Source organism: Psychrobacter faecalis (assembly GCF_016107575.1).
Taxonomy (GTDB): Bacteria; Pseudomonadota; Gammaproteobacteria; order Pseudomonadales; family Moraxellaceae; genus Psychrobacter; species Psychrobacter faecalis.
Genome location: NZ_JABAST010000003.1, coordinates 55,839 through 81,115, shown reverse-complemented (window position 1 = coordinate 81,115; position 25,277 = coordinate 55,839). Strand labels below are relative to the sequence as shown.

Here is a 25,277-nt window from a genome sequence, read left to right as displayed (position 1 = left end):
GGCGTTTGGGTTTTTGGGTCTGTGCTCTCGTTATTTGACGACGTTTGACAAAATTTAGCTATTTTAGATGAGTACGATTCAATTAAGAACACGCCTTGTACGTACAGATAAGATTTTGGCATCGTTGATGACTTGATGCCCTTGGTCAAATAAGCCAGCCCTTGGTTTAGTTGACCATTTTTTTATTGTGTCGTTTTTAGCATAGAACCTTGCTTATATAGACGAGCTACCAATACCTTTAATAGCATAGCATGAGAGAATATTATGAAAAAATATACGTTATTAAAAACCACGGCGGCGAGCAGTATGATTGCCGCGTTACTGTCCATAACGACTGGCTGCGTCACCGCGCCCGGCTACAATGCTTATGGCGACCTTTATGAAGACATTTACAAAGATACTAAAATCTATAAGAAACACAAGAAAACCATCAAGTCTATTGATAAAGAACTTTATCAGCCTGCTATCGAGCAGCGCGCGGCCAATCAGGTTAGCAATATGGGTTATCGGGTCAAAGACGTCAGATATAAAAAAGGCGACAGTAAAATAAAAGTAAAAGCTCGCCGCGGCAGTAAAGACTATAAAATCGAGCTTGATTATCCAAGCTACAACGTGATTAAAATCAAAGAAGACTGATAATTTCTGATAATAAATTTAAGATCTTAAAAGTCCAATACCTCAATCACATCATAAGCAGGCGTTTCATAAGGATGCGTCTGCTTTAATGCTTCAATCACTGGCTTAATATAGGCGTCGGCTACCACCATCTCCACGCACCATTCTTCGACCGTTTCAAGTGTATCCTGCGTGCCAATATGCGGCTGACTGCCTGCTAACGGCATAAACTGCCCTGTTCCTTTAACTTGCCAGCAGCACTGCTCATAATCACCAATTTTTCCAGCACCAGCCGTAAATAAGGCAGTCTTTACTTGCTCTAGCGCTTCATTGGGAATAAAAACTGTCAATTTATACATTGCTTACCCCTTTCATGCTCTTTAAAAAATTAGTAACAACTCTAGATTGGCTATTTTTTGGACAGTGAAGGATGGTCGGTCCAAACATAGCGCAGTAACCAATCTTTCGCCGTGCCCGCATAATCAATGCCAATACGTGGGCGCAGCGATACTGGCGGCTGACAGCCGTCGTCTTCGACCCAAAGCCCTGACGCAGGCATGATAGGCGCACCATATAACTCGCGGTCAATTTGCAGCCGTTTGGTTAGCTTGCCAGGACCTGCAAATTGCTTGGGATCGGTTAGCTGTTTATCTGCGCTCAGTAATTGCTCGTCGATTAAGCGCGCGCTATCGTCTGTCAAAAACCCTGCGCGTATTAATACCGCTTCTGGCGACTCTGCCGGCCCACTGACCAAATTGAGCATATGATGGATACCATAAGTCAGATAAACGTAAAACACGCCGCCTTGGCTATACATAATCTCAGTACGCACAGTACGAGTACCGGCGTGCGCATGACAGGCGGCATCACCCTCTCCAATGTAGGCTTCAGTTTCTGAGATACGCATACGCAGGATTTTTTGCTTGCCTTCACTATCGGTTAGCTGTCGACATAAAACTTTGCCAATTAAATCTGCCGCTACCACGCAGGTCGGGCGTACAAACCAGCTAGGTTCTAAAACGGAGGGTTGTATATAAGGCAATTTGTATAATGACATCAAAGATAACCTTTTTTATAGCGGCGTTTATATTGACGATATAAATTTAGCATAAAAAACCACTCAAAGCGGCTAAGCGTTAGACCTTATTACCTATTGCAACTGTTGCTATACAGACAGTTAACTCATTCTAATAGTAAGCTTAAAACTCGCCAATCAATTTTACAGTTAAAAAACTAAAAACATCCAACACTAAAAAATACAATCAAAAGGATATAACAATGACTAACTCTAATACTAACAATGATAAGCAGCACCATAACGATAGCAATAAAAATGCTAGCGAAAAAGATACGAATAAAAACGCAGCGATGAAAGATAACAGCGACAATAGTGCTTCTCAAAACAACGTAAATCAGGATTCAAAGGACAACGCCTCAAAAGATAACGCCTCAAAAGATAGTCAGTCTAAGACAGACGATGACACTAAAAACGACAAGCAAAATAGTCAGTCACAGAATAAAGACAGCAAAGACGATAAGTCATCTAATCAAGATCATGCTAATGACAAAAAAGATGATAAAACATCGGACAAGAACGATAGTAAAGATAGCGATAATGATAAATCGTCTGATAAAAACAATAGCGGTGCCAAAAAAGACGATAATTCAGACGCCAAAACTGACCGTAAAAATGGCGATGATTCTGACAAGAAAGACAGTAAAGATGATGACTCTAAATCTAGCGACGACAAAGAATCTTCTTTAAAGGACACCGCTACCACTAAAGCTAAAGAAGTGGTTGGCACATTAGCGGACAAAGCTGCCGATGCGATGGAAATGGCTGCTAAAAAAATTAAAGAAGCGCGTAAAGACAAATAACATAGCAATCTTTAACATAACGGTTTTTAAAATGCTTATCCCCATAAAAAAACTGAGCGCATGGCTCAGTTTTTTATTTTTTAAATATTTTATATTTCTAGTTTAACGGCACACCGATACGTTTTGCTACTTCTTCATAGCCTTCAATCACATCACCCAATGATTGACGGAAACGGTCTTTATCGAGCTTTTTCTTGGTCGCTTTATCCCAGATACGGCAGCCATCAGGCGAGAACTCATCACCTAGAACGATACGATCATGGAATACGCCAAATTCAAGTTTAAAATCTACCAGTATTAAATCGCCAGCATCAAACAGCTCTTTTAGCACTTCGTTTACTTGGTGACTGAGCTCTTTCATTTTCGCCAATTGAGCTTCAGTTGCCCAACCAAGCGAGATAGAGATGGACTCATTGACCATCGGATCGCCAAGCGCATCGTCTTTATAAAACAGCTCATAAGTAGGCGGCGTTAATGCTTGACCTTCCTCTAAACCTAAGCGACGTACCAAACTGCCCGCAGCAAAATTACGCACCACGCATTCAACCGGAATCATGTCTAAACGCTTGACCAGCACTTCATCGTCTGACAACTGCTTTTCAAAATGGGTTTCGATACCAGCGTCAGCCAGTTTTTGCATGATAAAGGCGTTAAAGCGGTTATTCACCACGCCTTTACGAGCAAGCTGTTCGATACGCTTACCATCGAGTGCGGAGGTATCGTCGCGGAAGTGTAAAATCAGCAGATCATGGTCTTCTGTTTCATAAACAGACTTGGCTTTGCCTTTATAGAGCAGTTGTTGCTTTTGCATGAGGGAGTTCCTGTTCGTTCAAGCTTATGTGGTAAAAACGCGCAGTGACCGCCAAGCCATTTGTATTTAGGTATAAAACAAACCTGCTTAACCATAATAAAAGACCAGCGGTATAGATAGGGATAAAAAGGGGTTTATTCTGCTGCTTGGGTCGCAGCAACCGTACGCTGAGGTCTTGGCAGCTGATATTGTTTACCTGACTCATTTTCTAGTTTCAAGGTATTAGCACCGGCATTAGGCGTTGGGTATAACGGCACAAATGGCGCTGTTTCTTGCGCCGCTGGCAATTCTAATGGTGCCAGTTTTTTGCTTTGCTGATATTCAAGGCTACCATTATCGCGCTTACCAAACAGACCTTTTGTCGCTTGGCAGCCGCTCAACACTAACGTACTACCCAAAACCACGGTCATTAGCATCGGGAATATTTTTGCAGGGTTTGATGATACTGTCATCATATTATCTCTCTGAGTTAGCAGTTATTGCTTATTTGGTGCGTATGTAGGCAAAGCGTTTATAGTTTTACTATGTCTAACTTTTTTACTTAATAGTCGAAACCTATAGAGCCACTATAAGCGGTATGTTTATTAAATTTATAAAAACCTAAAGTAAATTTGCACGGATTAGAGCTTCATCAATGGTCGCATGGTGCTTTTTAGCCAACCATACCAACGGCAAACGAATACCGGTATCTATCATGCCCATTTTATGCAGCGCATATTTAACAGGAATAGGGCTTGATTCGATAAATAAGTCACGGTGTAAGTGCTTGACCACGTCATGAACTTTATGAGCGGCATCAAAATCTCCACGCAGGCCAGCGCTAAAAGTCTCACTCATAGCTTTTGGTGCCACGTTAGCCGTCACCGAAATATTGCCTTTACCGCCAAACTGCATCAGCTCAAGAGCTGTACTATCGTCACCAGATAACACCACCATTCTGTCGCCAACGGATCTGATCAGTTGCTCACCGCGAACAGCCGAACCTGTGGCGTCTTTAATAGCAACGATATTGTCAATATCAGCGAGGCGTTCAACGGTTTCTTGGGCGATATCTACAACGGTACGTCCCGGTACGTTATAAAGCATCTGCGGGATTTTTACCGCTTCAGCGATGGCCTTATAATGCTGAAACAAGCCTTCTTGTGGCGGCTTATTATAATAAGGGGCGACCAATAACGCACAATCAGCACCTGCTTCGGCGGCATCTTGGGTTAGTTTAATGGCTTCCATCGTATTGTTTGCACCAGTGCCTGCAATCACAGGTACGCGACCTTTGACATGCTGGACAAAGTAACGAATCACATCGCTGTGCTCTTGCATTGATAAAGTGGCCGATTCGCCAGTGGTGCCAACAGCAACCAAGCAATGCGTACCTTGCTCAATCTGCCAATCTATGAGGTCTGCCAGACGTTTATAATCGACCGTGCCGTCAGGATGCATGGGCGTTACCAAGGCTACCATTGAGCCTTGTAGTCGGGTTTTAATATCGTCGTATGCTGTGCTCATAACCGTGCCTGTATATCCTAGCTTTTATTAAAGCTATCACATGATAAGTCGTTTGCAAGTGTGCCTATCAGCTCTACGGAGCTGAACGTTTGATAAAATAACGTCAGGGCAAGACCTTGCGTGATGTTTATACTGTGTATTTATTATGCTAACGTGATTGACGCTATTTAGCTGCCGCCACTTGATTGACTGCAAGCCATAAAAACGCCTGCTAGTGTAGCATATTTTGCCTTCATCGCTATCAAACAATTCATGCTTAACACTTCTATAAAGCGAAAAATTAGCAATCTATTATAATGCTAAGCGCGACTCTATTTAGCCTAAAAAATAAGCCTGAAAACTAAATAGTTAGCGTAGTGCAATTGCTTAGTGTAGCGTAACTAGTTAGCAGCGATAAAACCTTTTTAGGTATTTTAACGAATCGTCAACATAGCAATGGTCGGACGATATGTATTACTGTCAATAAAGACAGCCGATTCATAACGCTGCTAATCACGCACGCTATCCTTTGCTATTCAATGCGCAAACCAATGATACCTGGGATGCCCTGACGCACTATCTCAATCGTCACCACGCCTTTTTCGGGCAATGATGCCACGGCGCTAGAAAAATCATTGACCGTTTTAATCGGTTTTTGGTGCAAATTGGTGATAACGTCGCCTGCCAGTATACCCGAGCGCGCCGCGAGTCCCGTCGGCTCAATAGCGGTGACCAGCACGCCGGTCTTATTATCAGCAGCCAGCTCTATTTGCTCCTCTGGCGTTAAATTGCGCAGCGCCAGTCCCAAGCTGATGCCGTTGGCTTGCTGTGCGCCGGTTTGCGATTGCATAGCATTGGAAGCATTACTAAGCTTGCCGGTTATGATAGCTTGTTTACCGTCACGCTGAATCTGAACGCGAAAGATATCGTCAGGCCGCGCTCGATTAATCAGGTTTAATAAATCAGAGGCTTCCATAATTAAGACATCATTGTATTTTAAAATAATATCGCCTGGCTTTAGCCCCGCTTTTTGCGCCGGTGAGTCTGGTGAAACGCGCGTCAATAATGCCCCTTGCGGACGCGCTAAATTATAAGCTTCGGCTAAATTACGGTCGATATCTTGCGGAAAAATACCTAGATAGGCGCGCGCAACTTCACCGTTATCTTTTAACTGCTCATAAATATCCATCGCCGCATCAATCGGGATAGAGAATGACAGACCCATATAGCCGCCCGTACCACTAAAAATACGCGAGTTGATACCAATTACTTCACCGCGCTGATTAAATAGTGGACCGCCAGAGTTACCCGGGTTTAATGCCACGTCAGTTTGAATAAAGGGCACACTGGTCTCACGGGAAAAATTACGCGATTTGGCACTAACAATACCCGCTGATGCCGAATAATCAAAACCAAAAGGCGAGCCAATCGCTAATACCGGCTCCCCTACTTTTAGCGCGTTAGAATCGCCGATTGGCAAGGCAGGGAATTGACGCCCCGTGACCTTGAGCACCGCCACGTCTGAGCGCTCATCACTGCCAACCAATTTGGCATCAAGCTCGCTTCTGTCATTGAGCGTCACAGTAATTTTGTCCGCACCTGCCACCACATGATGATTGGTCAGCATATAACCATCACGGGTGACAAAAAATGCAGTGCCATAGGCATGTTCAATCGCGGGCGTCGCTGCTTGGTCAGGAATATGCAAACGATCGCCAAAAAACTTACGCAATAGCTCAGCCGTTTGGGCTTTAGCAAGCTCCGCCTCGCTGACAGTTTTGGTGACGTTTACCCGCGCGACCGCTGGCGTGACTTGCTGTACCAAGCCCGAAAAATCTGCGGTGGTAACAGCCGCTTGGGCAGTTGGCACGGTCGCGATGTTGATACCTGCCGCCATAGTAGTGGCTACCGCTATGGCCAACGCGCTCTGCTGTAACCAACGGCTCAAATTGGCTGTATTCGACGTTTTAGACATATTTTTAGGCATGTTACCCTCCATATAATGGGTCTTTATAATTGTTATAAACGGTTTGAATAGGACCGTTATGAATAATAATTCTGGCGTCTTATTTATATATTATGCTGATAATCGCTCAGTTTACTCTTACGCTAATCTCTAAAGCTAACATTTAAAAATTGATTTTTATATTAGTCTTTGCATTGCTGGCTGAGAGATTTTACCGCTTGCTTTTGTTATCTGCGTTCATCATAAACTTTGGGAAATGCAAACTTGCAAAGAAGAATGCTTGTTAGTTTACCGTCCATTTTCGACTTATGGTATAAAACTTTATCTTTTCTATCATAAAGATAGCCTTATTGCTAACATGCCAGCACTACTCCCTTTAATAAGCGTTCTTAGCTGAGAATCAAGTGGCGCAAAGATTGCTCTAGAATACGTCAAATAAAACCATGTTATGATAACAAGCCAAATAATTTATATGGCAAACAAAAGTTAATTTTTGTAGGTCGTTATTTTAGCAAATTGGCGATCATCAGCTTATTTTTTCATCTTTTGCTTTTTAGATTCTGCTTAGGGGATCTAAAAAGCTTTTGTCTTTACGGCGATATCGTACTGATAGCCAACCTCACTTGTGCTTTGATTACTTGTGCTTTGTTTATAGTGTGGTTGATGCTTTTATTAACAAGCGCTAGATTTAGCGCTCAGCGGTGACAGATATTGCAACACTATATTTAGACGACTTTTGCTGCGGCTTACGCTAGCAGCGCTGGTAGTGCGCCTGAATAGATATAAAATATGACAAGATTATAAAAGGATTAATTTATGGATACCGCCTTATTGTTATCCGGCGTGGTTGGGCTCGGTATTGCCGCCCAATGGTTGGCTTGGTATTTAAAGCAACCGTCCATTTTGTTTTTATTACTGATTGGTATTATTGTTGGCCCGATATTGGGCGCTTTTGACCCAGATTTGGTACTCGGCGAGCTGATGTTCCCGTTTATCTCATTGGGGGTGGCGATTATTTTATTTGAAGGCTCGCTGACTTTAGAGTTTGATGAGATTAAGCAGCACGGCTCTGTGGTACAGATGCTGGTGTCAGTCGGTGTCCTTATTACCATTGTCATTGTGGCGCTATCGACTTACCTGTTGTTTGATGTCGACCCTTTGATTGCTTTGCTATTTGGTGCGCTGGTTTGTGTGACTGGCCCTACGGTCATTATGCCGTTACTGCGCAGCGTGCGTCCGAATAAAACCATTTCTAACATTTTGAAATGGGAAGGTATCATCATTGACCCTATCGGCGCGATTGCAGTGGTTTTGGTCTATGAATATATCATTTCAGGCGGCGAAGCCAGTAGTATCTTACTGTTTGCCAAAATTGTAGTATTGGCAGTGGCCATGGGCTTAGCGGGCGCGTGGTTATTGGCGTTTTTAATGCGCCGCCATATGATTCCTGAGTTTTTACGTAATGTCTTTACCTTAGCTTTTGTACTGCTCCTGTTTTCTATCTCCAACCATTTAGAGCACGAGTCCGGCTTATTAACGGTCACCGTCCTTGGCGTGGCGCTGGCTAACTGGCCAAAATTCCCGCGGGAGACGATTTTAGAGTTTAATGAATCGCTGACCATTTTATTGGTATCGGTATTATTTATCATTCTTGCGGCTCGCGTTGAGCTTGCAAGCTTGCTTAGCGTTGGTTTTGCAGGCTTGGTGTTGCTCGCGATTGTGATGTTTGTCGCGCGTCCTTTGTCTGTTTGGGCATCGTCTATCGGCTCCAATCTAAAAACCAATGAAAAGCTAATGATTAGCTGGATTGGGCCGCGCGGTATCGTTGCCGCTGCAATCTCATCGCTTTTTGCCATTCGCTTGCAAGAGTATGATATTCAAGGCGTTGAGCTGCTCGTACCTTTGGTTTTCCTCGTCATTATCGGCACAGTAATGATTCAAGGTTTGGGCGCAAAAATGGTTGGTAATTTCTTGGGCGTCCGTGAGCCTGAAACCAACGGTATCTTAGTCGTTGGCTCCAACCCTATCGCTTTATTGGTAGCGACGTCTTTAAAAGACCAAGGTTTTGATGTCATCGTCGCCCATAATAACTATACCAATATCGCCAAAGCTCGTATGAGTGGTTTGCGTACTTACTTTGGTAATCCTATCTCTGACCATGCCGACCATCACTTAGACCTTATCGGTATTGGGCGTCTGTTTGCCATGAGTACCGACAGGGAAATGAATACCTTGTCTGAAATTCATTACCGTCATGAGTTTGGCGAGCGTAAAATCTATCGCCTTAAATTCAGTGATGAAAAGGTCAAAAGTGAGCGCGATGATAAGCAGGGCAACTTCCATTCGCAGTGGTTGTTTGGTAAAGATGTGACTTATGCCAAGCTTGCCAGTATGCTGTCGAAAAAAGCGCGTATCAAAATCACTAATATCACCGACAGCTATAGCTTTGAGCAATACAAAGCCGATAATAAGCAATTTGTGCCGCTTTATACCGTCGATAAAGAAGGTAAACTGCACGTGATTACCGATAATTTCGATGGGGTGGTGCCGCGTGATCGTAAGCTGATTTCATTGGTCGTCGATGATGAAGTGCAACCAAAAGCGGTCGATGTAACGGCAAAACAAGAGCAGGCCCGCGCGGCTGCAGATGCTAGCTTTGAGTCCAGCTCAAAAGCGCCTGAAAAGCGTAAAGGTATAGAACTGACCGATGCTAGTGATGACACAACTACGTCAGAGACTGCAGCAACCACTGCTAAAGAAGCCAATGTAGCAGAAGCCTCCGAGTCAGAAAAGGCACAAGACAAACAGGCCAATAGCGTTATTGATATGCCTAATAAAACTCAGGTATCAAGCACGACTGTTAAGAAAGATAACGTGCAAACAACAGAGCCTGATGCTACTGCTCCTAATGGTTCTACCAATGCTATAAATAAAGGTGTCATGTCGGATAATTCGACCGCAACTTCGAAAACCAAAACCTCTAGCAGTACCAATGGTAATGGCAGCGCACCAAAAACCAAAAAAGGCACGCTTGACCCCAATCGTTTACCGGATTCTAGCGGTGACAGCCTTGATAACGTTGACAGCATGGATATAGATAAAGAGTAGAGTTATCTTTTTAATATTTTCCATAAACGATAAAAGCCCCAACTGCGCAGTTGGGGCTTTTTTTTGGATAATATAAAGTAGAAATGACAGCTTCAAAACAACATTACACTAATGCAAATTTTTCCTGCACCGCCTGCCAAATACGCTCGCTAACGTCTTCGGCACTGCCTGACGCATCAATACGCTGGATACGCTCCGGTTGCTCGCTGGCAAGGACACTAAACCCTTGATGTACTCGAGTAAAAAACTCCGTCGCTTGCTGCTCAAAACGGTCAGCAGCGCTGCGTTTATTGGCGCGCGCCATGCCTTCTAATACTGGCAAATCCAACCACAAGGTCAGCTCTGGCAACTCTTTGACAAACTGCTCGATAAGCATAGCAATTTTAGCACGTACAGCATTATCACCATGCGCGCGTCCAAAGCCTTGATAGGCAACGGTCGAATCGGTGAAGCGATCACATATTACCCACGTACCGCATTGCAGTGCAGGCAAAATCACTTGCTGCAAATGGTCACAGCGCGCGGCAAACATCAGTAGCAGCTCAGTATCATCATTAATTTTGGTATCCGGGTCTAATAAAATAGCACGCAGCTGCTCAGCAAACGGACTACCGCCCGGCTCCCGGGTACGCAGATAGTCAATGCCTTTTGCTTGTAGCTGATTGCAAAGCTGCTCGATAGCGGTGGTCTTGCCAACGCCTTCAGTACCTTCAAAGCTAATAAAGCGCCCTTGATTGGACGCTGTATTTATATAATGTTTAGGCGAATTTATTTGCGCTGATTTTTCTTGCACTGATTTATCTAGTAGGGATGCTGACATGATATGACCTTATGTCATTGATGAACGTTATGCAATTAGATAGATAGTTATATAAATAGCTATATAAAGACATAACGCTCAGTACACGATAGGTTTTTAGAAAAGATAAAGGATTAAATTACGGCGGCGGTGTTTGTGCTTTTTTCTGACGCATGACGCTGAGATATTCTTTGACCGCTTGGTTATGCTCATTTAAGCTATTGGTAAATTTGTGCCCGCCGTTACCGGTCGCCACAAAATATAACGCTTCGCTATCGGCGGGATGCAAAGTCGCTTCAATCGAGGCCGCAGATGGCAGCGCGATTGGCGTTGGCGGCAAACCATCGATTTGATAGGTGTTATAAGCGGTCTTTTCATCGATGTCTTGACGGCGAATATTGCCTTCATAACGGCTACCCATCCCATAAATAATGGTCGGATCGGTTTGCAAGCGCATATTTTTATTCAAACGATTGCTAAATACTGCCGAGACTAAAGGACGCTCTTCTGCCACGCTGGTTTCTTTTTCGATAATCGATGCCATCACCAGCGCTTCATACGGACTGTCATAAGGCAGATCAGGGTCGCGATTTTCCCACGCTTTGGTCAATGCTTGCTGCTGACGCTTATACAAATCGGTCAATACCTGCTTATCGGTGCTGCCTTCGCCATAATAATACGTATCAGGCGCAAACCAGCCTTCAAGATTGTGATTGACGATAGCATCATTACTATTGATCACCGAATCTGGCAAGATGCCAACCAAATCCAACGCCTGTGCGATGCTGGCATTCGTGCTATCCGCCGTCAGTACTTCTTTTTTGATGCCTTTATTATCTCGTAGCGCCTGATATAAATCTTTTGAGGTTTTGCCTTCGATAATCTGTACCTTGACCATCGCCGCTTTTACCCCTTGCCCCAATACTTCTAAGGCTTCAGCAAAGGTAGGGTTTTCTGGTAATTGATAAATACCGGCATGCAATGGGCCATCGATTTGCGTTTTCATATAAAGCTTGGCAATCGTGGCAGAAAACAGCGGTATTTGCTGCTGCCACTGCGGCAATAGCCCATAATACGTCTGACCCGATTCAATCGTCACCATCTGCTGCGGCTGCTCAATACGGCCAAACAGCGTCTGATACACCATCACCAAAAAAAACGCGGCAATCAGTCCAAGTACCAATAACACCTGATAACCACGCTGCATAAAAAACGATGGATTATCAGCTTTATAGTGGCGCGGTTTAGTGCCACCGCTAATGAGTGAGATATCCGTCGCCGGTACTTCCTCTGCGCTAACGTCGTCAATGATAGGTTTTTTATCCAGCGCCGTCGTCTCGACAGGCTGCTCCGGCGCGTCGTCATGGTCATTTTTTGGCGACTCATCAGGGCGTTTAGGTGGTATTTCAGGTGTTGGCTTGCTCATGGCAACTCGCGAGGCAGAAGTTTGCTAGAATTTAGCACTGAACTGGGCGATTTTCAATGGTATTTGCTTAGCTTATCGATTAACTTGGTGGTTAGAGTAAATTATATGGCTTAATACTCATATTGCTTATTTATCACTTTGAATTTTTCCTTTAATAAAAAAATCGGCTATGAACCTTAATTTCAATCAAAGTCTTGCCAAAAACTATTCATCTGAATCGCAAAAAATTCGTGTGCTCAGTGAAGATTGGGTCGCTAAGCAAAGTTATTGCCCCCGTTGCAATACCGAACCCTTAGTTGAATTTGCCAATAACCAACCTGTCGCTGATTTTTATTGCGCACATTGTAGCGAGGAATATGAGCTAAAAAGTAAAAAGGCAAAACTGAGCCACCTGATTAATGACGGTGCTTATGCCACTATGATTGAGCGTATCAATAGCGAGGATAATCCCAGCTTTTTCTTTTTGACCTACTCGCCAGAATATAGGGTGAATAACTTTTTAATCATCCCCAAACAGTTTTTAAACCGGACATGATTATTAAACGCAAGCCGTTATCCATCACTGCCAAACGTGCTGGTTGGGTCGGCTGCAATATTGATTTGCGTAAAGTGCCCGAATCGGGGAAAGTGTTTTTGGTCAAAGACCAGCAAGTCATACCACGCGATAATGTCACCAAGCACTTTCAAAAAACCTTGTTTTTACGTGAGCAAACTATTGCTTCGCGTGGTTGGACATTGGATATTTGGCAATGTATCGATAGACTGGATACTGACTTTTCTCTCAATCAAGTTTATGCGTTTGCCAACTTATTAAAACTCAAACATCCCGAAAATAACCATGTTAAAGATAAAATCCGTCAGCAGCTACAAGTGTTACGCGATAAAGGCATTATTGAATTTACTGGTCGTGGGCACTATCGCAAATTATATTAAGCGCTTTTCATTATAACGCTCAGCTCTCGGTTGCCCTTTCTTATCGCGATAGGCATCAGCTATCAACTCATCCTTATCGTCCCATAATGGTAAACGTGCCGTTGCAACTAAACGGTCATGAAACTTATGCGGCGGATACTCCCAATCAATTTCATCATTTATTTTAAAAAAGTGCTCTTCTCGATAATCTACATAAGCGTGCATTCTATTTTTAACATAGTTATTCCAATGCCATACTAGCTGCAAAGATGTGCGAGCAGGCTTAGTAAACTGCTTCAAATTGACCGTTAGCGCACGCCTTACTGGTTCATCGTTAGGAAAGACTTTAATACGTTGCTCGATAACTTCTTCTTGTGTTTCTGCATACTCAAACACACCGCCAAAGGCAATAAATTTTTTGAAGTCTTTTAAATACATAACGCCGAGCGATAATTGGGTATAAGGCGATAAGTAAATAATTTCATCAGGTTGTTCTTTTGCTAATTTGCAAATTTCATCAAAAACCATCAAGCGACGAATTTGTATTGGAATTCTGCTTTCTTCATAAATTGGACGCATCGATATCTCTCCCTTTAAAAGGCGCTATTGAACCTTTATGATTGAGAAAATATCATTGATCGATTTGCCTGAGCGCACAAGTCTTTGTCACAAAAGACGATCACTTCTTTTTAAACGCCTTTGCTAACCTAGTAAATATAAATCCTAAAGAAATTTTGATAAGCAGGTATTGGGAAGGGTGATGATGAAAAACGATAAGAATATGGAAAAAGTCTTTCAGATAGAGGTTGTCGAGACGCTAAGTAACCTCGTAAAAATTAGCGCAGAGGACGAACAAGGAGCACTATTAAAAGCGCAAGAACTGTATCGCAATGAAGACGTTGTTTTATACCCTGATAACTTAATTGACACCAAATTTAACATTCTTTAAATACGGTTAACTCGCTTCAAAACCCATCACTTCACCCGAGAGTAACCTCAGACTACTCATGGGCATAATACCGCGCAGCGCATTGCAAAAGAATAGCTGGCTTAAATGAGGTAAATCCTCATCTTGTAATGACCGGATAATGACGGGATTTTCACTAGTCGATAATGTATCGATAATCACTTGCCGCATCACTCCAGCAACGCCCGATTGCGCCATCGATGGCGTATACCATTGACCTTGGGTTAAATAGTTGCTGCTGCTGTTATTTTGAGAGTGTGGAGGATTGGACGATTTTGCGACTGGCGCTTCTACTAATTGATAAAACACATTACTCATCGTGCCCTCAACCCAGCGCCCGCTCATATCGCGTAGCAGACCTTCAGCGATGCTTGGCTTGATAGTGCCTGCCAATGTCTTAGCTTTGATAGCTTGCAGCTCGCCACTTGCCAGCACATTATCGAGGCGATTTAAGCTTTTAAGTCCAGCAAGTGTTGGCGGCAAACAAGCAATTTGAGAGGATAAGCAAATGGCGCTCGCGGTAGGTTGTAGCGGGAGGAATTGATTATTAGCGAGTGGCAGCGATCGTGCGGTAGTAATGGCCATTGGTGAGGATTTAAGCCAAATTTCGCACGCACTGCCGCCACCAATATTTGGTGTATAACCATAACCACGGACTTCTTGCTCGGCGCGCGTGATTATAAGTTTTAGCATACCTTGCTGTAATTGCTTGGCATGTGTTTTTAACACCGTTAATAATGAAAAACTGTCCAGCTGAAGTTGCAAGGCTACCGCATGCGAGACAAGGCGCTGCTGATGATAGTCCAACCACAGTATCTGCCCATCGATGACGCCCATAGTGGTAAAAAAACCATCACCGTATGCCAACCCGCGATTGTCTAACGATACCGTGGTCTGTGTAGCATTTGACGGATGCAAACATATCCAGCTATTGGGCGACATTCAGGCCAGCCCCGCTTATTTATCAGCAGTTTGAGCAGCAGATTTATTAATCACTAGCATACAGCTATAAAACTCGCATTTTGCCAGCTCTACTTTTTGACCGCCGATGGTTTTATTTTTGGCGATTTGACCGCCGAGCATATCAGCGACCAGCTTGCCGCCTTCATCGCCCATTAATTGACGCGCCAGTTGATAAGCTTTTTTGGCATGGTTTTGACTGATTTCTTTTTCTTTATCAGAGTCGGTTGGATTGGCAAAATACCAGCCAAGCTCGAGGTATTTTTCAGAATCAATCAGGTCCAAATACGGCGCATCATCCTGCATAAATCGATATTTGGACGCCGGATTACTGGCATAGTCCAAGCTATTTTCGTCGGTGCTGACCACTTTACCAAAGGCTGATTGTATCTTTTTAAGCTCATCGATACTTAAGGAGGTTACTTTGGCAGTGCCCCACGAGGCGATATCGTATTTTACTGGCGTCCCTTGCGCAGCTGTTGCGCCATCAAGATCAGCGTTGGCATTGGGGTTTTCTGCCTTGGAGGTCTCAGCGGCGGTCTGCTCGCTATTATCAGCGCCTGCTTCTTTGGCGGCAGTATCACTCTCTGTATTGCTATTACAGGCGCTCAAAGACACGCCAACTGTCATTATCGTACTGACCATCAAGGTCTGTAGGCTTTTATTCCACATGGGCAATGTACTCACACTTTTAAAGGGATCCAAAAACGATATTAACGAGCGGGGTTTGCTGCCGCTGATAACGAAAAATGTCTGTTAAACTTTTATAGTTATATAACTTATTGGTTATAGGCTTTGGTAGCAGTCAAATTGTTAAATATTGCCTTTTAATCATCGTAACACAAGGCCGACTGAAATCTTCATGCTCCCTAGTTTACCCAACTGCTTAACACTTGACTAGCTTTTACCTTACACTTACCGCTCCGGCAGAGTACAGATTTGTTAAAGACCTCACGAGATAAAGGCATGATTTATTTGGCTAATGAGCAGCTCCGTTTTTAGCCCTTTTATTGACTTAGCATAATTGGCTTAGCTTAGTTGGTTTAGTATAGGTTTGTGAAAGTTAACGTTATCCCCTATGATAAGTAGGATTTATTAAATGACATTGCATAAGATAATTAAACGGCCACTTTTTTATTGATAACTTCTCACCTGTTGATTTTGCCTATATTTCACCCTTTACAAGCAGCGGACCCTTTATGACCCAGCATTTTATCGTTATAGGCAATCCGATTGCCCACAGCAAATCCCCTGAAATCCATACGCAGTTCGCTGTGCAGACAGGCTTAGAGATTAGCTATCAGCGCCAGTATTGCCCTGATGATGTAGCCAGCTTTACTGCGGTGATTGAGGCATTTTTTCAGGGCGGCGGCGTTGGTGCTAACGTGACTGTGCCCTTTAAGCAAGTAGCTTATCAGTGCTGCGCGGCGCGTGGCGGCTTGTCTGAACACGCTAAGGTTGCAGGCGCTGTTAATACTTTGTTGATCAATAAAACGTTGTTAAAAAATGGCACACCGATAGCCGAGGCGATATATGGCGATAATACCGATGGCCAAGGGTTGGTCAATCACATGACAAGTTTAGATTGGCCGCTAAAGGGCGCGCGTGTGGCAATAATCGGCGCAGGCGGCGCGGCGCGCGGGGTGATATTGCCATTGATTGAAGCGGGTATCAGCGAGCTTACCCTTGCCAATCGTACATTAAATAAAGCGACAAATTTAGTTACTGATCTAAACGCTGCAAGTGAGACAATTGCTAAGCAGCAGATTAAAACCTGTAGCACTGAAACGCTAAGCGGTGAGTTTGATATCATTATCAATGCTACCTCGATTGGGCTAACGGGCGATACGCTGCCGCTTAGCGACCAACTAGACGGCCATTATGCTTACGATATGATGTATGGACGTGAGCTGCCGTTTTTGCAGCATTTTACCAAGCGCGGCGCACAAACGTCAGACGGTTATGGCATGCTTATCGGGCAGGCAGCGTTAAGTTTTGAGCGTTGGACAGAACATAAAGTCGATGTTGCGCAAGTCATCGACAGTTTATAAGTACATTGAATGAACAGCTTAAACCGCGACTAAAAAAGCCATATGAATAGAAATCATACAGCTTTTTATCTGCTAAAAAATTTAGCTAAAACGCGCTAGCAGCCAATTCTCCATCCGGCGCAGCGGCACGCGTAAATCGGTCGAATGCATCACCACCCCGCCGCTTAGCCCCACCACGCAGCCAATCATGGTATCAAACAAACGCGCTAAAATGACCTCTTGATAAGCTTGCTTAGTAAACGGCAACCCACTGCCATATTCGGCAATAAATATCGTCAGCGGCGTGATAAATATCACCGCCAAGCCATAATGGCGGTCGACCAAGGTTTCGATACACAGCATTAAGCTTAATATCGCCAGTGCCACACCCCATATCGGCAAACCCCACGCCAGCATCCATCCCGCCAGCCCAACGCCAACCATGGTGCCAAGCAAACGATGGATTTGCTTAATCCACATGGTACGCAAATGAATACCTTGGATAATCAAAAAACAGCTGACTGCTGCCCAATAGGGATTTGATAAATTTAAGCTCAGCGCGATGACTAAAGATAGACTGACAAAACCGGCGACAATCACACTCTCCGTAATGGTATCGGGCTCATAGCTATAGGTCGGCGTCGGTGTCGCTAGGCGCGTCGCTAATAGAAACAGCGAATATAGCAGCGCCATCACCAAAGCAAAACCACTACCGAGCATCACCAAGCCTGTGGCCGGCATGACATCTTCTAAAGGCAGGGGGATAAATAGCGCAATCGCCCCCGCCATCATCACAAACAAACCTGCGGGCGGCGGTTGACGATAGTAGCGCCCAAAAATTACAATACCAAACGCCATCAAGGTAAATATCGGCAATTTTAATGGCGGAATTTGCTGCGCTATCAGGCCCAGCGCAAAACACAGCGACATGGCAAACCCCCACGCCATCACCGTCACCAAACGAAACGGCAGCTTACCTGCTAACGGTGTATTTAAAATAACCATCGCTCCTAGTGACGCTTTAATACCAGACGGCAGAGCATCAAAGTACGCCCCGACAAATACCGGAAAACTAATGGTAATTGCAGCGATAATCGGCATGTGCCACGGTCGTTTGCTACGGTTTACGGTTAATAAATGGTTAAGCTCACCATCGATGAGTTTTTTTAACCGCCCAACTACTGCCATTAGCCAAAATACTGGCGTCTTTTTCTGCTCTGTTTGGTATGCTAAATTGCGCTTTGGTGCGCTCATAAATTGTGTTCCTTTATTCTGTTTGGGCACGCAACTCATACACTTAACGGTTGTTTTGCGTCTATCCCGCTGTCTATACTAAAACTTACGCTGCAACCTGTACTAAAACTATGGTTGTTTATAAAACTGGACTTATTGATGCCTGTTTATAAATAAATAACCATTTATATTTATAACTTAAATTTTTATGTTTTTTAATATATTATGAATATTAGTTATCGGTTGTATATTTGTGGCTATAGAAGATTTATACTGACCTCAATGCTACGACAGCTGTTTTTTATCAAGGATGCCTTAACGGTTATCAAAATGGACAAGCTGTTCTTAATAAACCTAGATAACGACCTGTAATATTGTCTGCCTTTATCTCAAATAATTAAACTCCCGTTTACATGAACCATGGCTCAATTAATGAGCCGACAGTCTATGCTAACGAACTATCCTAGCCAAATAATCAAAGAGAGCGACTATGTTAACTTACAAAGCACCTTTGCGTGATATCAAGTTTTTGATAAATGATGTTTTTGACTATCAAACGCATTATAAAAGCCTAGACAATGGCGAAAACGCCGATCCTGAAACCGTCGATATGATTTTGCAAGGCTTTGCTGACTTTGCTGACTTTGCTGAAAATATCTTAGCGCCTTTGTACCAGCCAGCGGATGAAGAAGGCTGTCATTTTGAAAATGGTGTGGTCACTACGCCTAAAGGTTTTAAAGAAGCTTATGACCAGTTCGTCGAAGGCGGCTGGCAAGGTATTTCGTACCCTGAAGAGTACGGCGGTATGAACTTACCGATGTCAATCAACCTTATTAAGTCTGAAATGATGGGTACGGCTAACTGGCCTTGGGCGATGTATCCTGGCCTATCAACTGGTTGTATCAACACCTTACTACAGTACGGTACCGACGAGCAAAAAGCGATTTATTTACCTAAATTGGTTGAAGGTACGTGGTCGGGCACCATGTGTTTGACTGAGCCGCAGTGTGGTACTGACTTGGGTCAGGTTAAATCAAAAGCCATCCCGCAAGATGACGGTACTTATAAAATCAGCGGTACCAAGATTTTTATCTCAAGTGGCGAGCATGACTTAACCGACAATATCGTCCATATCGTTTTAGCTCGTCTACCAAATGCGCCAGAAGGCACACGCGGTATCTCATTGTTCATCGTACCAAAATTCTTGCCAAATGCTGAAGGTGAATCTGGCGAGCGTAATGGCGTGGTTTGTGGCTCTATCGAGCACAAAATGGGTATCAGCTCATCGTCAACTTGTGTTTTAAACTTCGATGACGCAGTTGGTTACTTAATTGGTGAGCCAAATAAAGGCTTGAAAGCGATGTTCACCTTTATGAACACTGCTCGTATCGGTACTGGTATTCAAGGTTTGGCGCACACTGAATTGTCTTTCCAAAACGCCCTACCATACGCTAAAGACCGTCGCTCTATGCGTACGCTATCAGGCACGAAAGACCCTGAAAAAGTGGCTGATGCGATTATTCATCATGCCGACGTACGCCGTATGCTATTGACCCAAAAAGCCTTTGCTGAAGGCGGTCGCTCAATGATTTATCACTCAGCGCGCTATGCCGACAAAATGTCTCAAGGCGTTGCCAATGGTGATGACGCTGAGTTTGAAAAATGGGATGACAAATTGGGCTTTTATACGCCTATCCTAAAAGGCTTTTTAACGGAGCTTGGTATTGAAGCGGCCAAACACGGTCAGCAAATCTACGGTGGTCACGGCTATATCAAAGAATGGGGCATGGAGCTTATCGCTCGTGATGCCCGTATTGCGACGATGTACGAAGGTACCACTGGCGTACAGGCGCTTGACTTACTCGGTCGTAAAGTTATCTTGCAGTCTAAAGGTAAAATTATCCGTGATTACACCTCAAGCATTATGAAATGGTGCGGCGAGTATGCGCTTGATAAAGACATGCGTAAATTCGTTTGGGCACTGACCAAACTATGTGCTGAGTGGAACACCTTGACCGTACGCTTGATGCTGATGGCGCGTAAAGACCGTGAAATCATCTCTGCGGCATCAGATGACTTTTTGATGTACTCAGGCTATGTGATGATGGGTTATCACTGGGCGCGCATGGCGGCGGTCGCTTATGACAAGCTTGAAAAAGGCGGCACTGAGTCACCAGAATTCTACAAAGCTAAGATTCAAACTGCAGAGTTTTACTTTGATAAAATCTTACCGCGTACCTCAGGCCATGCTGAAAGTATGGTTGCTCCAAGCGAGAGCATGACGGCAATGAAAATCGATAACTTTGCTTTCCTAGACTAAGATTGCCTCTCAATTGAGCAAATAATTAACAAGAAAAGCGCCTATTCATTAGGCGCTTTTTTATGTTTAATATAAAGTCAGAGAAGATACTAAAACCATAGTTATCAAGTAATAGACATGCAAATAATAGACAGCTGATAAAATATAATTTAATAAGGAAGTAATGATGTTGTCGATTAATAACAGAACCACTTTATCAAGTACACGAGCGCTAAAAACGCTATTATTGAGTGCCGCATTAATCAGCGTTGGCGCCCATAGCGCGATGGCTAAAACCAGCGATACCCCCATCCATTTTGCCAAAGGCGCTATTAGTAGCGTGGTTACGGGTAAATTAAAACCTAACGAACAGGAGCGCTGGTACCGCTTTAATGCCGCCGCTGCGCAATATGCCATCATTAATATTGCGCCGCTTACTGGCACGTCTGAGACCGCCAATGTCGGCGTCCTGCACATGCCAAATGGTAAATATGATGGCACCAAAGGCGGGTTTATTTATCAAGGCTGCTTACCGGAAAATGGCGAATATCGCTTACGTATCGCCCGCAATTTGATGGCGACTCACGGTAAAACCGCTGGTTATAAAGCTGAGGTGATGGTACTGCCTAAGTTTGCCAGTAAGTCGCTATGTGCAGATAAATAGCTGGTCTGTCATTTTTATAAATCACTCTTATAAACAATTGAGCCTAGCGTTTAGCTCAGCATTTTTTTATGATAAATCGCGCTGATTTCCTCTACTTCGACACAGATTTGAATGTCGGCGCGTCCCGATTGCTGTGCATTCAAGCTTTCCTCTATAGCAGCTGTTAATAATTCAGCGAGTTGATGGCGTATGACTTCGTCACGGCCGCTCATAATTTTTAGATACGCATAAACAAAGCCGTTGCGCTGCTCGTCATCTTCCACGCCAACCAAAAACGTCTCAATCGGTACGATGCGCGCTTTGATATCGGTAGGTTTACCAAAGTGTCCACTGTCCCACAGCACTTGATTTAATGCTTTTAGAAATGATTCTTCATGAGTAATCGTGACGTTTGGCGTCACTTGAATGGTTAAATGCGGCATGGGTAACATCCTTATTTAAAAATAGCAATTCTACTAATAAGCAGCGCAAACACTATTGAGAGCAAATGACAAAGGCGCAGAATAAAGGGCGTGTAAAATTCTTCTTAAATACTAATCATCGATGATATCTACAAAGCGCGCGTTAAGCGTGGTCGCTAATTGCTCAGGTGGCAACTCAATCTCTAGACCTCGGCGACCGCCACTCACATAGATAGTAGCTTGCTGTTGCGCGGCGGCATGGATAAGTGTCGGTAGGCGCTTTTTTTGCCCCAATGGGCTAACGCCACCGAGCACATAACCCGTCGACCGTTCGACCAATTTAGGCTCAGCCATTTGTACTTTTTTACAAGCCAGCATTTTAGTGCTCGATAAAGCCTTCGCCACTTTTTTAAAATTTAGCGTTTGATCGACCGGCAAAATCGCTACGGCCAGCGCGCCTGCGTCGGTTGTCACCACCAAAGTTTTAAACACACGCTCGGCAGTAATACCCAGTTTTTCTACTGCTTCTAGTCCGAAAGAGGCGGCGGTGCTGTCGTGAGTATATTCATGCAACTTATAATCAAGGCTTTGCTGTTTGGCAAGTTTGATAGCAGGGGTCATAATGTTCTGGCTTAGAATAATGAAGTTAAAAGATAAAATTCTACATAGATTTGAATGTAAATGTTTTGATTTAATGCCATACAGTATTGCGCGAAATCGCAGATTTTTCTACCTCTTACTTTAAATAATTTCGCATTTTAACGGTTGGCTCGTTAAGTATTCTCGGGCATTTAAACCAGTATTCTATGCCGTTATGCTGTTAATATTGGCAGTATATACAGACACTATATATCGCTTTGATGGCTTTTATGGCATCATAAGCTCACCACATTTGACTAATTTTGATACTGATTATGATACCGAAGTTCTTAAAAAAACGGATTTTTAAAGCGCCCGTCGCAACTGACCATACAGCCTCGACCCCAGAATTCGAGGCTGAGATGTTGCCGGTTGCCTCAACCCTTTATGCTAATGCGCCTATTAACCAGCTTTATCGCAAGCTGTCGGGTCAGCTGCTTGATGTGGCTGTGAAGCCAAAGCTTTTGGGTGAGTTGCCAAAATTTGACGATGACGACAATATCCTTAGGTTTTATGTGCTGCAAGATTATTCGCGCTCCAACAGTATTTTGATTGACCTACAAACACAAGAGCACAATCTGCCGCCCGCCTTGGTCGGTGTGCAAGATATTACTCATGATGTTAAAGAAAATGCCGCCATTATCTTTTTACATCATCCACATGCCAAAGACAGCCAGTTATCACCTCGCCTATCGCGTCTGGTTGCCGCGGTCTTACAACATCCAGAATTACAAGTGCGTTTGGTGCCAGTGTCGATCCTATGGGGACGCGCGCCAGAAAAAGAAGACTCGCTATTTAAACTGTTGACTGCCGATAACTGGGAAGATCCTAGCATCACCAAGCAGCTATTTAATATCGGCGTGATGGGACGTGATACCTTTGTCCAGTTCCATCCGCCGCAGGATTTACGCACCCTTATCCATGACAGCTTAAAAGGTGATGGCGAAGGATTCTCTGTCTTTGATTCTGTTGCTAGCGAAACCAATACCGTACAAAACACCGCGCAAGCTGATACGGCAAACGATGCTAATAAGGTAAATGATATAGCGCCTAGCTTTGCCATGGTTGCGTCAGCCGATGGCAATCGTGAGCTGGTGCGCTCATTACAACAGCAGCTTAATATTTATTTGGATAAACAGCGAGCCAGCATGCTCGGCCCCGACTTGTCAGACAGACGTAATTTGGTCGACAAATTGGTTTATTCGCCCGCTATCAAACATGCAATAGAAGCAGAAGCGGCGGCGTCAGGCACCAGTGTGCGGGAAGCGCGTATGTTAGCCAAGGGCTACGCCAATGAAATGGTTAATGATTACTCACACTCTATCGTGCGCGGTTTTTATAAGTTCCTGACGTGGTTGTGGACGCAGCTTTATGATGGCGTAGAAGTGCATCACTTTGAGCGGGTACGTGAGCTGGCCGCTGATTATGAGCTTATTTATGTGCCTTGTCACCGCAGCCATGTCGACTACTTGCTACTGTCCTACGTCATTTATATGCGCGGCTTAAGCATTCCTTATGTCGCAGCGGGTGATAACTTAGATGTACCAGTATTGGGGCCATTATTGCGCGGCGCGGTTGCCTTTTACATTCGTCGTAGCTTCCGTGGCAACGCGCTATATACTGCGGTACTGCGTGAATATATGCACACGCTGATTACCCGTAATACCCCGATTGAGTACTTTATCGAAGGCGGACGCTCGCGTTCAGGGCGACTGCTGCCACCAAAGATGGGTATGCTAGCGATGACGGTACATAGCCAATTACGCCGGACCAATAAACCTGTGGTATTTATACCGACCTATATCGGTTACGAGCGCATCATGGAAGGCGGCACTTATGTGGGCGAGCTAAAAGGTAAGCCAAAAGAGTCAGAATCACTAATCGGTCTCCTAAAAGTTGGGCGCAAGATTGAACGCATCTTTGGTAATGTGCATTTAAGCTTTGGTACGCCGCTGCATCTTAGCGACTTCATGCAAAAATTCGATGTGCCGGCCAACAGCTTACCTGCTGATCGCACCGACACGCCACTCGATGATAAAACCAGCGCCATGGTGGATAATATCGGCGTCAAAGTCATGCAGCATATCAATAAGGCAGCGGTCATCACTCCAGTGTCGTTATTGTCATTGGTATTATTATCGGCACCAAAGGCGGCGCTTGATGAAGATATTTGCCGTGAGCAAATCGCCCTTTATCAAGGTCTGGCTCAGCACTTGCCCTACTCTGATGATACGATTATCACCGATATGACGCCGCAGCAAATCATCGATTATGGTATTAAGCTAAAACTTATCGAACGCATACCGCATATCTTGGGTGATATTATCCAGGTTGCTGGCAAACAGGCGGCGCTACTAAGCTATTTCCGTAATAATATCCTGCATGTCTTTATTTTATTGTCTTTCTTATCCGCTCTGGTCGCGCGTAACGGTCGCATTGAGCGCAGCCGTCTCAATAGTATCGCCGAGCAGTTATATCCCTTTTTACAAAGTGAGCTGTTCCTCTATTATTCCGCCCATGGTTTGACAGAAACGCTGAATAAAAAAGTCGATAGCCTGCTTGCAAGTGGCCTGATTGTAGAATTGAGTGATGGTATGCTAAGCGTCCCTGAGACCAATAGCAAATGCTATCAGCAGCTACAAGTGCTTGCGACCCCAGTCGAACAAAGCCTTGAGCGTTACTTTATGACCCTTGCCCTACTTGCGCAGCAAGGCTCAGGCAATCTGACCGAAAACGAAGTTGTTGACCTCTGTCATTTGCTTGGACAGCGTTTGTCAGTCCTCTATGCTGACGACATTCCAGATTTCTTTGACCGTGCGCTATTTACCAGCTTTATCGGTGCTTTGATTCGTCTTGATTATCTGCAAAAAGACGAAGAAACTGGCATCTTAATTTTTGATCAGCGCATCGACGATATCGCCCATCATGCTAAATATGTCCTTAGTCCTGATATGATGCAAATCTTGCAGCAAGTGGCGAGCCTCAACGAAGAAGAGATTGCCCACGCCATTACTGAGATTAGCAATAAAAAGCAGCGTAAATTTGGCCGTAAGCGCTCATAAAGCAACGTAAAAGCTGAACATA

The 25,277-nt window shown here is 44.1% G+C and carries 23 protein-coding genes and 1 pseudogene; 10 read left to right on the top strand and 14 right to left on the bottom strand.

Going from position 1 to position 25,277, the window contains the following annotated elements; genetic code table 11:
• Nucleotides 1–264 precede the first annotated feature (264 nt).
• Nucleotides 265–636, top strand: a complete 372-nt coding sequence (locus JFC07_RS01935; protein WP_198327976.1) for a hypothetical protein — start codon at nucleotides 265–267, stop codon at nucleotides 634–636.
• Nucleotides 637–662: 26 nt separating this feature from the next.
• Here JFC07_RS01935 and JFC07_RS01930 read toward each other — a convergent pair whose 3' ends face one another.
• A complete protein-coding gene (locus tag JFC07_RS01930) occupies nucleotides 663–974 on the bottom strand; it encodes a YqfO family protein (protein WP_198327975.1) in 312 nt (103 codons plus the stop codon).
• Nucleotides 975–1,024: 50 nt separating this feature from the next.
• Complete coding sequence (locus tag JFC07_RS01925; RefSeq protein ID WP_198327974.1) at nucleotides 1,025–1,672, bottom strand: DNA-3-methyladenine glycosylase; 648 nt, start codon at nucleotides 1,670–1,672, stop codon at nucleotides 1,025–1,027.
• 221 nt (nucleotides 1,673–1,893) lie between these two features.
• Here JFC07_RS01925 and JFC07_RS13145 point away from each other — a divergent pair, with 221 nt between their 5' ends.
• Entirely contained in the window at nucleotides 1,894–2,493 is a 600-nt protein-coding gene (locus tag JFC07_RS13145) for a hypothetical protein (RefSeq protein WP_227678257.1), read from the top strand.
• A 97-nt stretch (nucleotides 2,494–2,590) separates the two neighbouring features.
• Here the strand turns inward: JFC07_RS13145 and purC are convergent, their stop codons facing one another.
• The 4 genes from purC to JFC07_RS01900 all read right to left on the bottom strand — a co-directional run bounded on the left by purC (nucleotide 2,591) and on the right by JFC07_RS01900 (nucleotide 6,776).
• On the bottom strand, nucleotides 2,591–3,304 hold the full coding sequence (gene purC, locus JFC07_RS01915; RefSeq protein ID WP_198327973.1) for a phosphoribosylaminoimidazolesuccinocarboxamide synthase: 714 nt from the start codon (nucleotides 3,302–3,304) through the stop codon (nucleotides 2,591–2,593).
• A gap of 134 nt (nucleotides 3,305–3,438) precedes the next feature.
• Nucleotides 3,439–3,759: a hypothetical protein gene (locus tag JFC07_RS01910; RefSeq protein ID WP_223808496.1), complete on the bottom strand. Its 321-nt coding sequence runs from the start codon at nucleotides 3,757–3,759 to the stop codon at nucleotides 3,439–3,441.
• A 145-nt stretch (nucleotides 3,760–3,904) separates the two neighbouring features.
• On the bottom strand, nucleotides 3,905–4,810 hold the full coding sequence (gene dapA, locus JFC07_RS01905; protein ID WP_198327972.1) for a 4-hydroxy-tetrahydrodipicolinate synthase: 906 nt from the start codon (nucleotides 4,808–4,810) through the stop codon (nucleotides 3,905–3,907).
• Nucleotides 4,811–5,321: 511 nt separating this feature from the next.
• Nucleotides 5,322–6,776: a Do family serine endopeptidase gene (locus JFC07_RS01900; protein ID WP_198327971.1), complete on the bottom strand. Its 1,455-nt coding sequence runs from the start codon at nucleotides 6,774–6,776 to the stop codon at nucleotides 5,322–5,324.
• A gap of 795 nt (nucleotides 6,777–7,571) precedes the next feature.
• Here JFC07_RS01900 and JFC07_RS01895 point away from each other — a divergent pair.
• On the top strand, nucleotides 7,572–9,863 hold the full coding sequence (locus JFC07_RS01895; protein ID WP_198327970.1) for a cation:proton antiporter: 2,292 nt from the start codon (nucleotides 7,572–7,574) through the stop codon (nucleotides 9,861–9,863).
• A 103-nt stretch (nucleotides 9,864–9,966) separates the two neighbouring features.
• Here the strand turns inward: JFC07_RS01895 and tmk are convergent, their stop codons facing one another.
• Both tmk and mltG read right to left on the bottom strand, forming a co-directional pair.
• Nucleotides 9,967–10,683: a dTMP kinase gene (tmk, locus tag JFC07_RS01890; RefSeq protein ID WP_198327969.1), complete on the bottom strand. Its 717-nt coding sequence runs from the start codon at nucleotides 10,681–10,683 to the stop codon at nucleotides 9,967–9,969.
• Nucleotides 10,684–10,801: 118 nt separating this feature from the next.
• Nucleotides 10,802–12,088, bottom strand: coding sequence for an endolytic transglycosylase MltG (gene mltG, locus JFC07_RS01885; protein WP_198327968.1), 1,287 nt, complete (start codon nucleotides 12,086–12,088; stop codon nucleotides 10,802–10,804).
• Between the two features lie 169 nt (nucleotides 12,089–12,257).
• On the opposite strand from mltG, the pseudogene JFC07_RS13250 reads away from it, so the two are divergent.
• A pseudogene (locus tag JFC07_RS13250) lies at nucleotides 12,258–12,736 on the top strand (DpnI domain-containing protein); the annotation flags it as partial.
• Nucleotides 12,716–13,021 carry a hypothetical protein gene (locus JFC07_RS13245; RefSeq protein ID WP_265090556.1) on the top strand — a complete coding sequence of 102 codons (306 nt, stop codon included), beginning with the start codon at nucleotides 12,716–12,718 and terminating at the stop codon, nucleotides 13,019–13,021. The pseudogene JFC07_RS13250 and the gene JFC07_RS13245, both read left to right, overlap by 21 nt.
• Here JFC07_RS13245 and JFC07_RS01875 read toward each other — a convergent pair.
• Nucleotides 13,013–13,579: a hypothetical protein gene (locus JFC07_RS01875; protein WP_198327967.1), complete on the bottom strand. Its 567-nt coding sequence runs from the start codon at nucleotides 13,577–13,579 to the stop codon at nucleotides 13,013–13,015. The two genes, JFC07_RS13245 and JFC07_RS01875, sit on opposite strands and share 9 nt — an antisense overlap.
• A 184-nt stretch (nucleotides 13,580–13,763) precedes the next feature.
• Here JFC07_RS01875 and JFC07_RS01870 point away from each other — a divergent pair, with 184 nt between their 5' ends.
• Entirely contained in the window at nucleotides 13,764–13,949 is a 186-nt protein-coding gene (locus tag JFC07_RS01870) for a DpnD/PcfM family protein (protein WP_227678258.1), read from the top strand.
• Nucleotides 13,950–13,955: 6 nt separating this feature from the next.
• Here the strand turns inward: JFC07_RS01870 and JFC07_RS01865 are convergent, their stop codons facing one another.
• Entirely contained in the window at nucleotides 13,956–14,909 is a 954-nt protein-coding gene (locus JFC07_RS01865) for an aminotransferase class IV (protein WP_198327965.1), read from the bottom strand.
• Between the two features lie 15 nt (nucleotides 14,910–14,924).
• Nucleotides 14,925–15,614 (bottom strand): hypothetical protein, encoded by a 690-nt coding sequence (locus JFC07_RS01860; RefSeq protein ID WP_306495383.1) that lies wholly within the window; start codon nucleotides 15,612–15,614, stop codon nucleotides 14,925–14,927.
• Nucleotides 15,615–16,126: 512 nt separating this feature from the next.
• Here JFC07_RS01860 and aroE point away from each other — a divergent pair.
• Nucleotides 16,127–16,978 carry a shikimate dehydrogenase gene (aroE, locus tag JFC07_RS01855; RefSeq protein WP_191692275.1) on the top strand — a complete coding sequence of 284 codons (852 nt, stop codon included), beginning with the start codon at nucleotides 16,127–16,129 and terminating at the stop codon, nucleotides 16,976–16,978.
• Nucleotides 16,979–17,059: 81 nt separating this feature from the next.
• Here the strand turns inward: aroE and JFC07_RS01850 are convergent, their stop codons facing one another.
• Nucleotides 17,060–18,211, bottom strand: a complete 1,152-nt coding sequence (locus JFC07_RS01850) for an FUSC family protein (protein ID WP_198327964.1) — start codon at nucleotides 18,209–18,211, stop codon at nucleotides 17,060–17,062.
• Nucleotides 18,212–18,680: 469 nt separating this feature from the next.
• Here JFC07_RS01850 and JFC07_RS01845 point away from each other — a divergent pair, with 469 nt between their 5' ends.
• On the top strand, nucleotides 18,681–20,510 hold the full coding sequence (locus JFC07_RS01845) for an acyl-CoA dehydrogenase C-terminal domain-containing protein (RefSeq protein ID WP_198327963.1): 1,830 nt from the start codon (nucleotides 18,681–18,683) through the stop codon (nucleotides 20,508–20,510).
• A 163-nt stretch (nucleotides 20,511–20,673) separates the two neighbouring features.
• Nucleotides 20,674–21,153 (top strand): hypothetical protein, encoded by a 480-nt coding sequence (locus JFC07_RS01840; protein ID WP_227678259.1) that lies wholly within the window; start codon nucleotides 20,674–20,676, stop codon nucleotides 21,151–21,153.
• 50 nt (nucleotides 21,154–21,203) lie between these two features.
• Here JFC07_RS01840 and JFC07_RS01835 read toward each other — a convergent pair whose 3' ends face one another.
• Together JFC07_RS01835 and ybaK are read right to left on the bottom strand one after the other, a co-directional pair.
• The gene (locus JFC07_RS01835; RefSeq protein WP_198327962.1) at nucleotides 21,204–21,575 is read right to left on the bottom strand and encodes a 5-carboxymethyl-2-hydroxymuconate Delta-isomerase; all 372 of its coding nucleotides are present in this window, start codon (nucleotides 21,573–21,575) and stop codon (nucleotides 21,204–21,206) included.
• A 111-nt stretch (nucleotides 21,576–21,686) separates the two neighbouring features.
• A complete protein-coding gene (ybaK, locus tag JFC07_RS01830) occupies nucleotides 21,687–22,175 on the bottom strand; it encodes a Cys-tRNA(Pro) deacylase (RefSeq protein ID WP_198327961.1) in 489 nt (162 codons plus the stop codon).
• 293 nt (nucleotides 22,176–22,468) lie between these two features.
• Between ybaK and plsB the strand changes: the two genes are divergently transcribed.
• On the top strand, nucleotides 22,469–25,255 hold the full coding sequence (gene plsB, locus JFC07_RS01825) for a glycerol-3-phosphate 1-O-acyltransferase PlsB (RefSeq protein WP_198327960.1): 2,787 nt from the start codon (nucleotides 22,469–22,471) through the stop codon (nucleotides 25,253–25,255).
• Nucleotides 25,256–25,277 lie beyond the last annotated feature (22 nt).

Excerpts from the sequence above, each read along its gene's own strand:
- tmk (WP_198327969.1), bottom strand. The coding sequence starts at position 10,683 with ATGTCAGCATCCCTACTAGATAAATCAGTGCAAGAAAAATCAGCGCAA.
- JFC07_RS01845 (WP_198327963.1), top strand. The coding sequence starts at position 18,681 with ATGTTAACTTACAAAGCACCTTTGCGTGATATCAAGTTTTTGATAAAT.
- JFC07_RS01925 (WP_198327974.1), bottom strand. The coding sequence starts at position 1,672 with ATGTCATTATACAAATTGCCTTATATACAACCCTCCGTTTTAGAACCT.
- plsB (WP_198327960.1), top strand. The coding sequence starts at position 22,469 with ATGATACCGAAGTTCTTAAAAAAACGGATTTTTAAAGCGCCCGTCGCA.
- JFC07_RS01895 (WP_198327970.1), top strand. The coding sequence starts at position 7,572 with ATGGATACCGCCTTATTGTTATCCGGCGTGGTTGGGCTCGGTATTGCC.
- purC (WP_198327973.1), bottom strand. The coding sequence starts at position 3,304 with ATGCAAAAGCAACAACTGCTCTATAAAGGCAAAGCCAAGTCTGTTTAT.
- dapA (WP_198327972.1), bottom strand. The coding sequence starts at position 4,810 with ATGAGCACAGCATACGACGATATTAAAACCCGACTACAAGGCTCAATG.
- JFC07_RS01910 (WP_223808496.1), bottom strand. The coding sequence starts at position 3,759 with ATGATGACAGTATCATCAAACCCTGCAAAAATATTCCCGATGCTAATG.
- aroE (WP_191692275.1), top strand. The coding sequence starts at position 16,127 with ATGACCCAGCATTTTATCGTTATAGGCAATCCGATTGCCCACAGCAAA.
- JFC07_RS01870 (WP_227678258.1), top strand. The coding sequence starts at position 13,764 with ATGAAAAACGATAAGAATATGGAAAAAGTCTTTCAGATAGAGGTTGTC.
- JFC07_RS01865 (WP_198327965.1), bottom strand. The coding sequence starts at position 14,909 with ATGTCGCCCAATAGCTGGATATGTTTGCATCCGTCAAATGCTACACAG.
- JFC07_RS01840 (WP_227678259.1), top strand. The coding sequence starts at position 20,674 with ATGATGTTGTCGATTAATAACAGAACCACTTTATCAAGTACACGAGCG.
- JFC07_RS01835 (WP_198327962.1), bottom strand. The coding sequence starts at position 21,575 with ATGCCGCATTTAACCATTCAAGTGACGCCAAACGTCACGATTACTCAT.
- JFC07_RS01900 (WP_198327971.1), bottom strand. The coding sequence starts at position 6,776 with ATGCCTAAAAATATGTCTAAAACGTCGAATACAGCCAATTTGAGCCGT.
- mltG (WP_198327968.1), bottom strand. The coding sequence starts at position 12,088 with ATGAGCAAGCCAACACCTGAAATACCACCTAAACGCCCTGATGAGTCG.
- JFC07_RS01930 (WP_198327975.1), bottom strand. The coding sequence starts at position 974 with ATGTATAAATTGACAGTTTTTATTCCCAATGAAGCGCTAGAGCAAGTA.
- ybaK (WP_198327961.1), bottom strand. The coding sequence starts at position 22,175 with ATGACCCCTGCTATCAAACTTGCCAAACAGCAAAGCCTTGATTATAAG.
- JFC07_RS01850 (WP_198327964.1), bottom strand. The coding sequence starts at position 18,211 with ATGAGCGCACCAAAGCGCAATTTAGCATACCAAACAGAGCAGAAAAAG.
- JFC07_RS01875 (WP_198327967.1), bottom strand. The coding sequence starts at position 13,579 with ATGCGTCCAATTTATGAAGAAAGCAGAATTCCAATACAAATTCGTCGC.
- JFC07_RS01935 (WP_198327976.1), top strand. The coding sequence starts at position 265 with ATGAAAAAATATACGTTATTAAAAACCACGGCGGCGAGCAGTATGATT.
- JFC07_RS13145 (WP_227678257.1), top strand. The coding sequence starts at position 1,894 with ATGACTAACTCTAATACTAACAATGATAAGCAGCACCATAACGATAGC.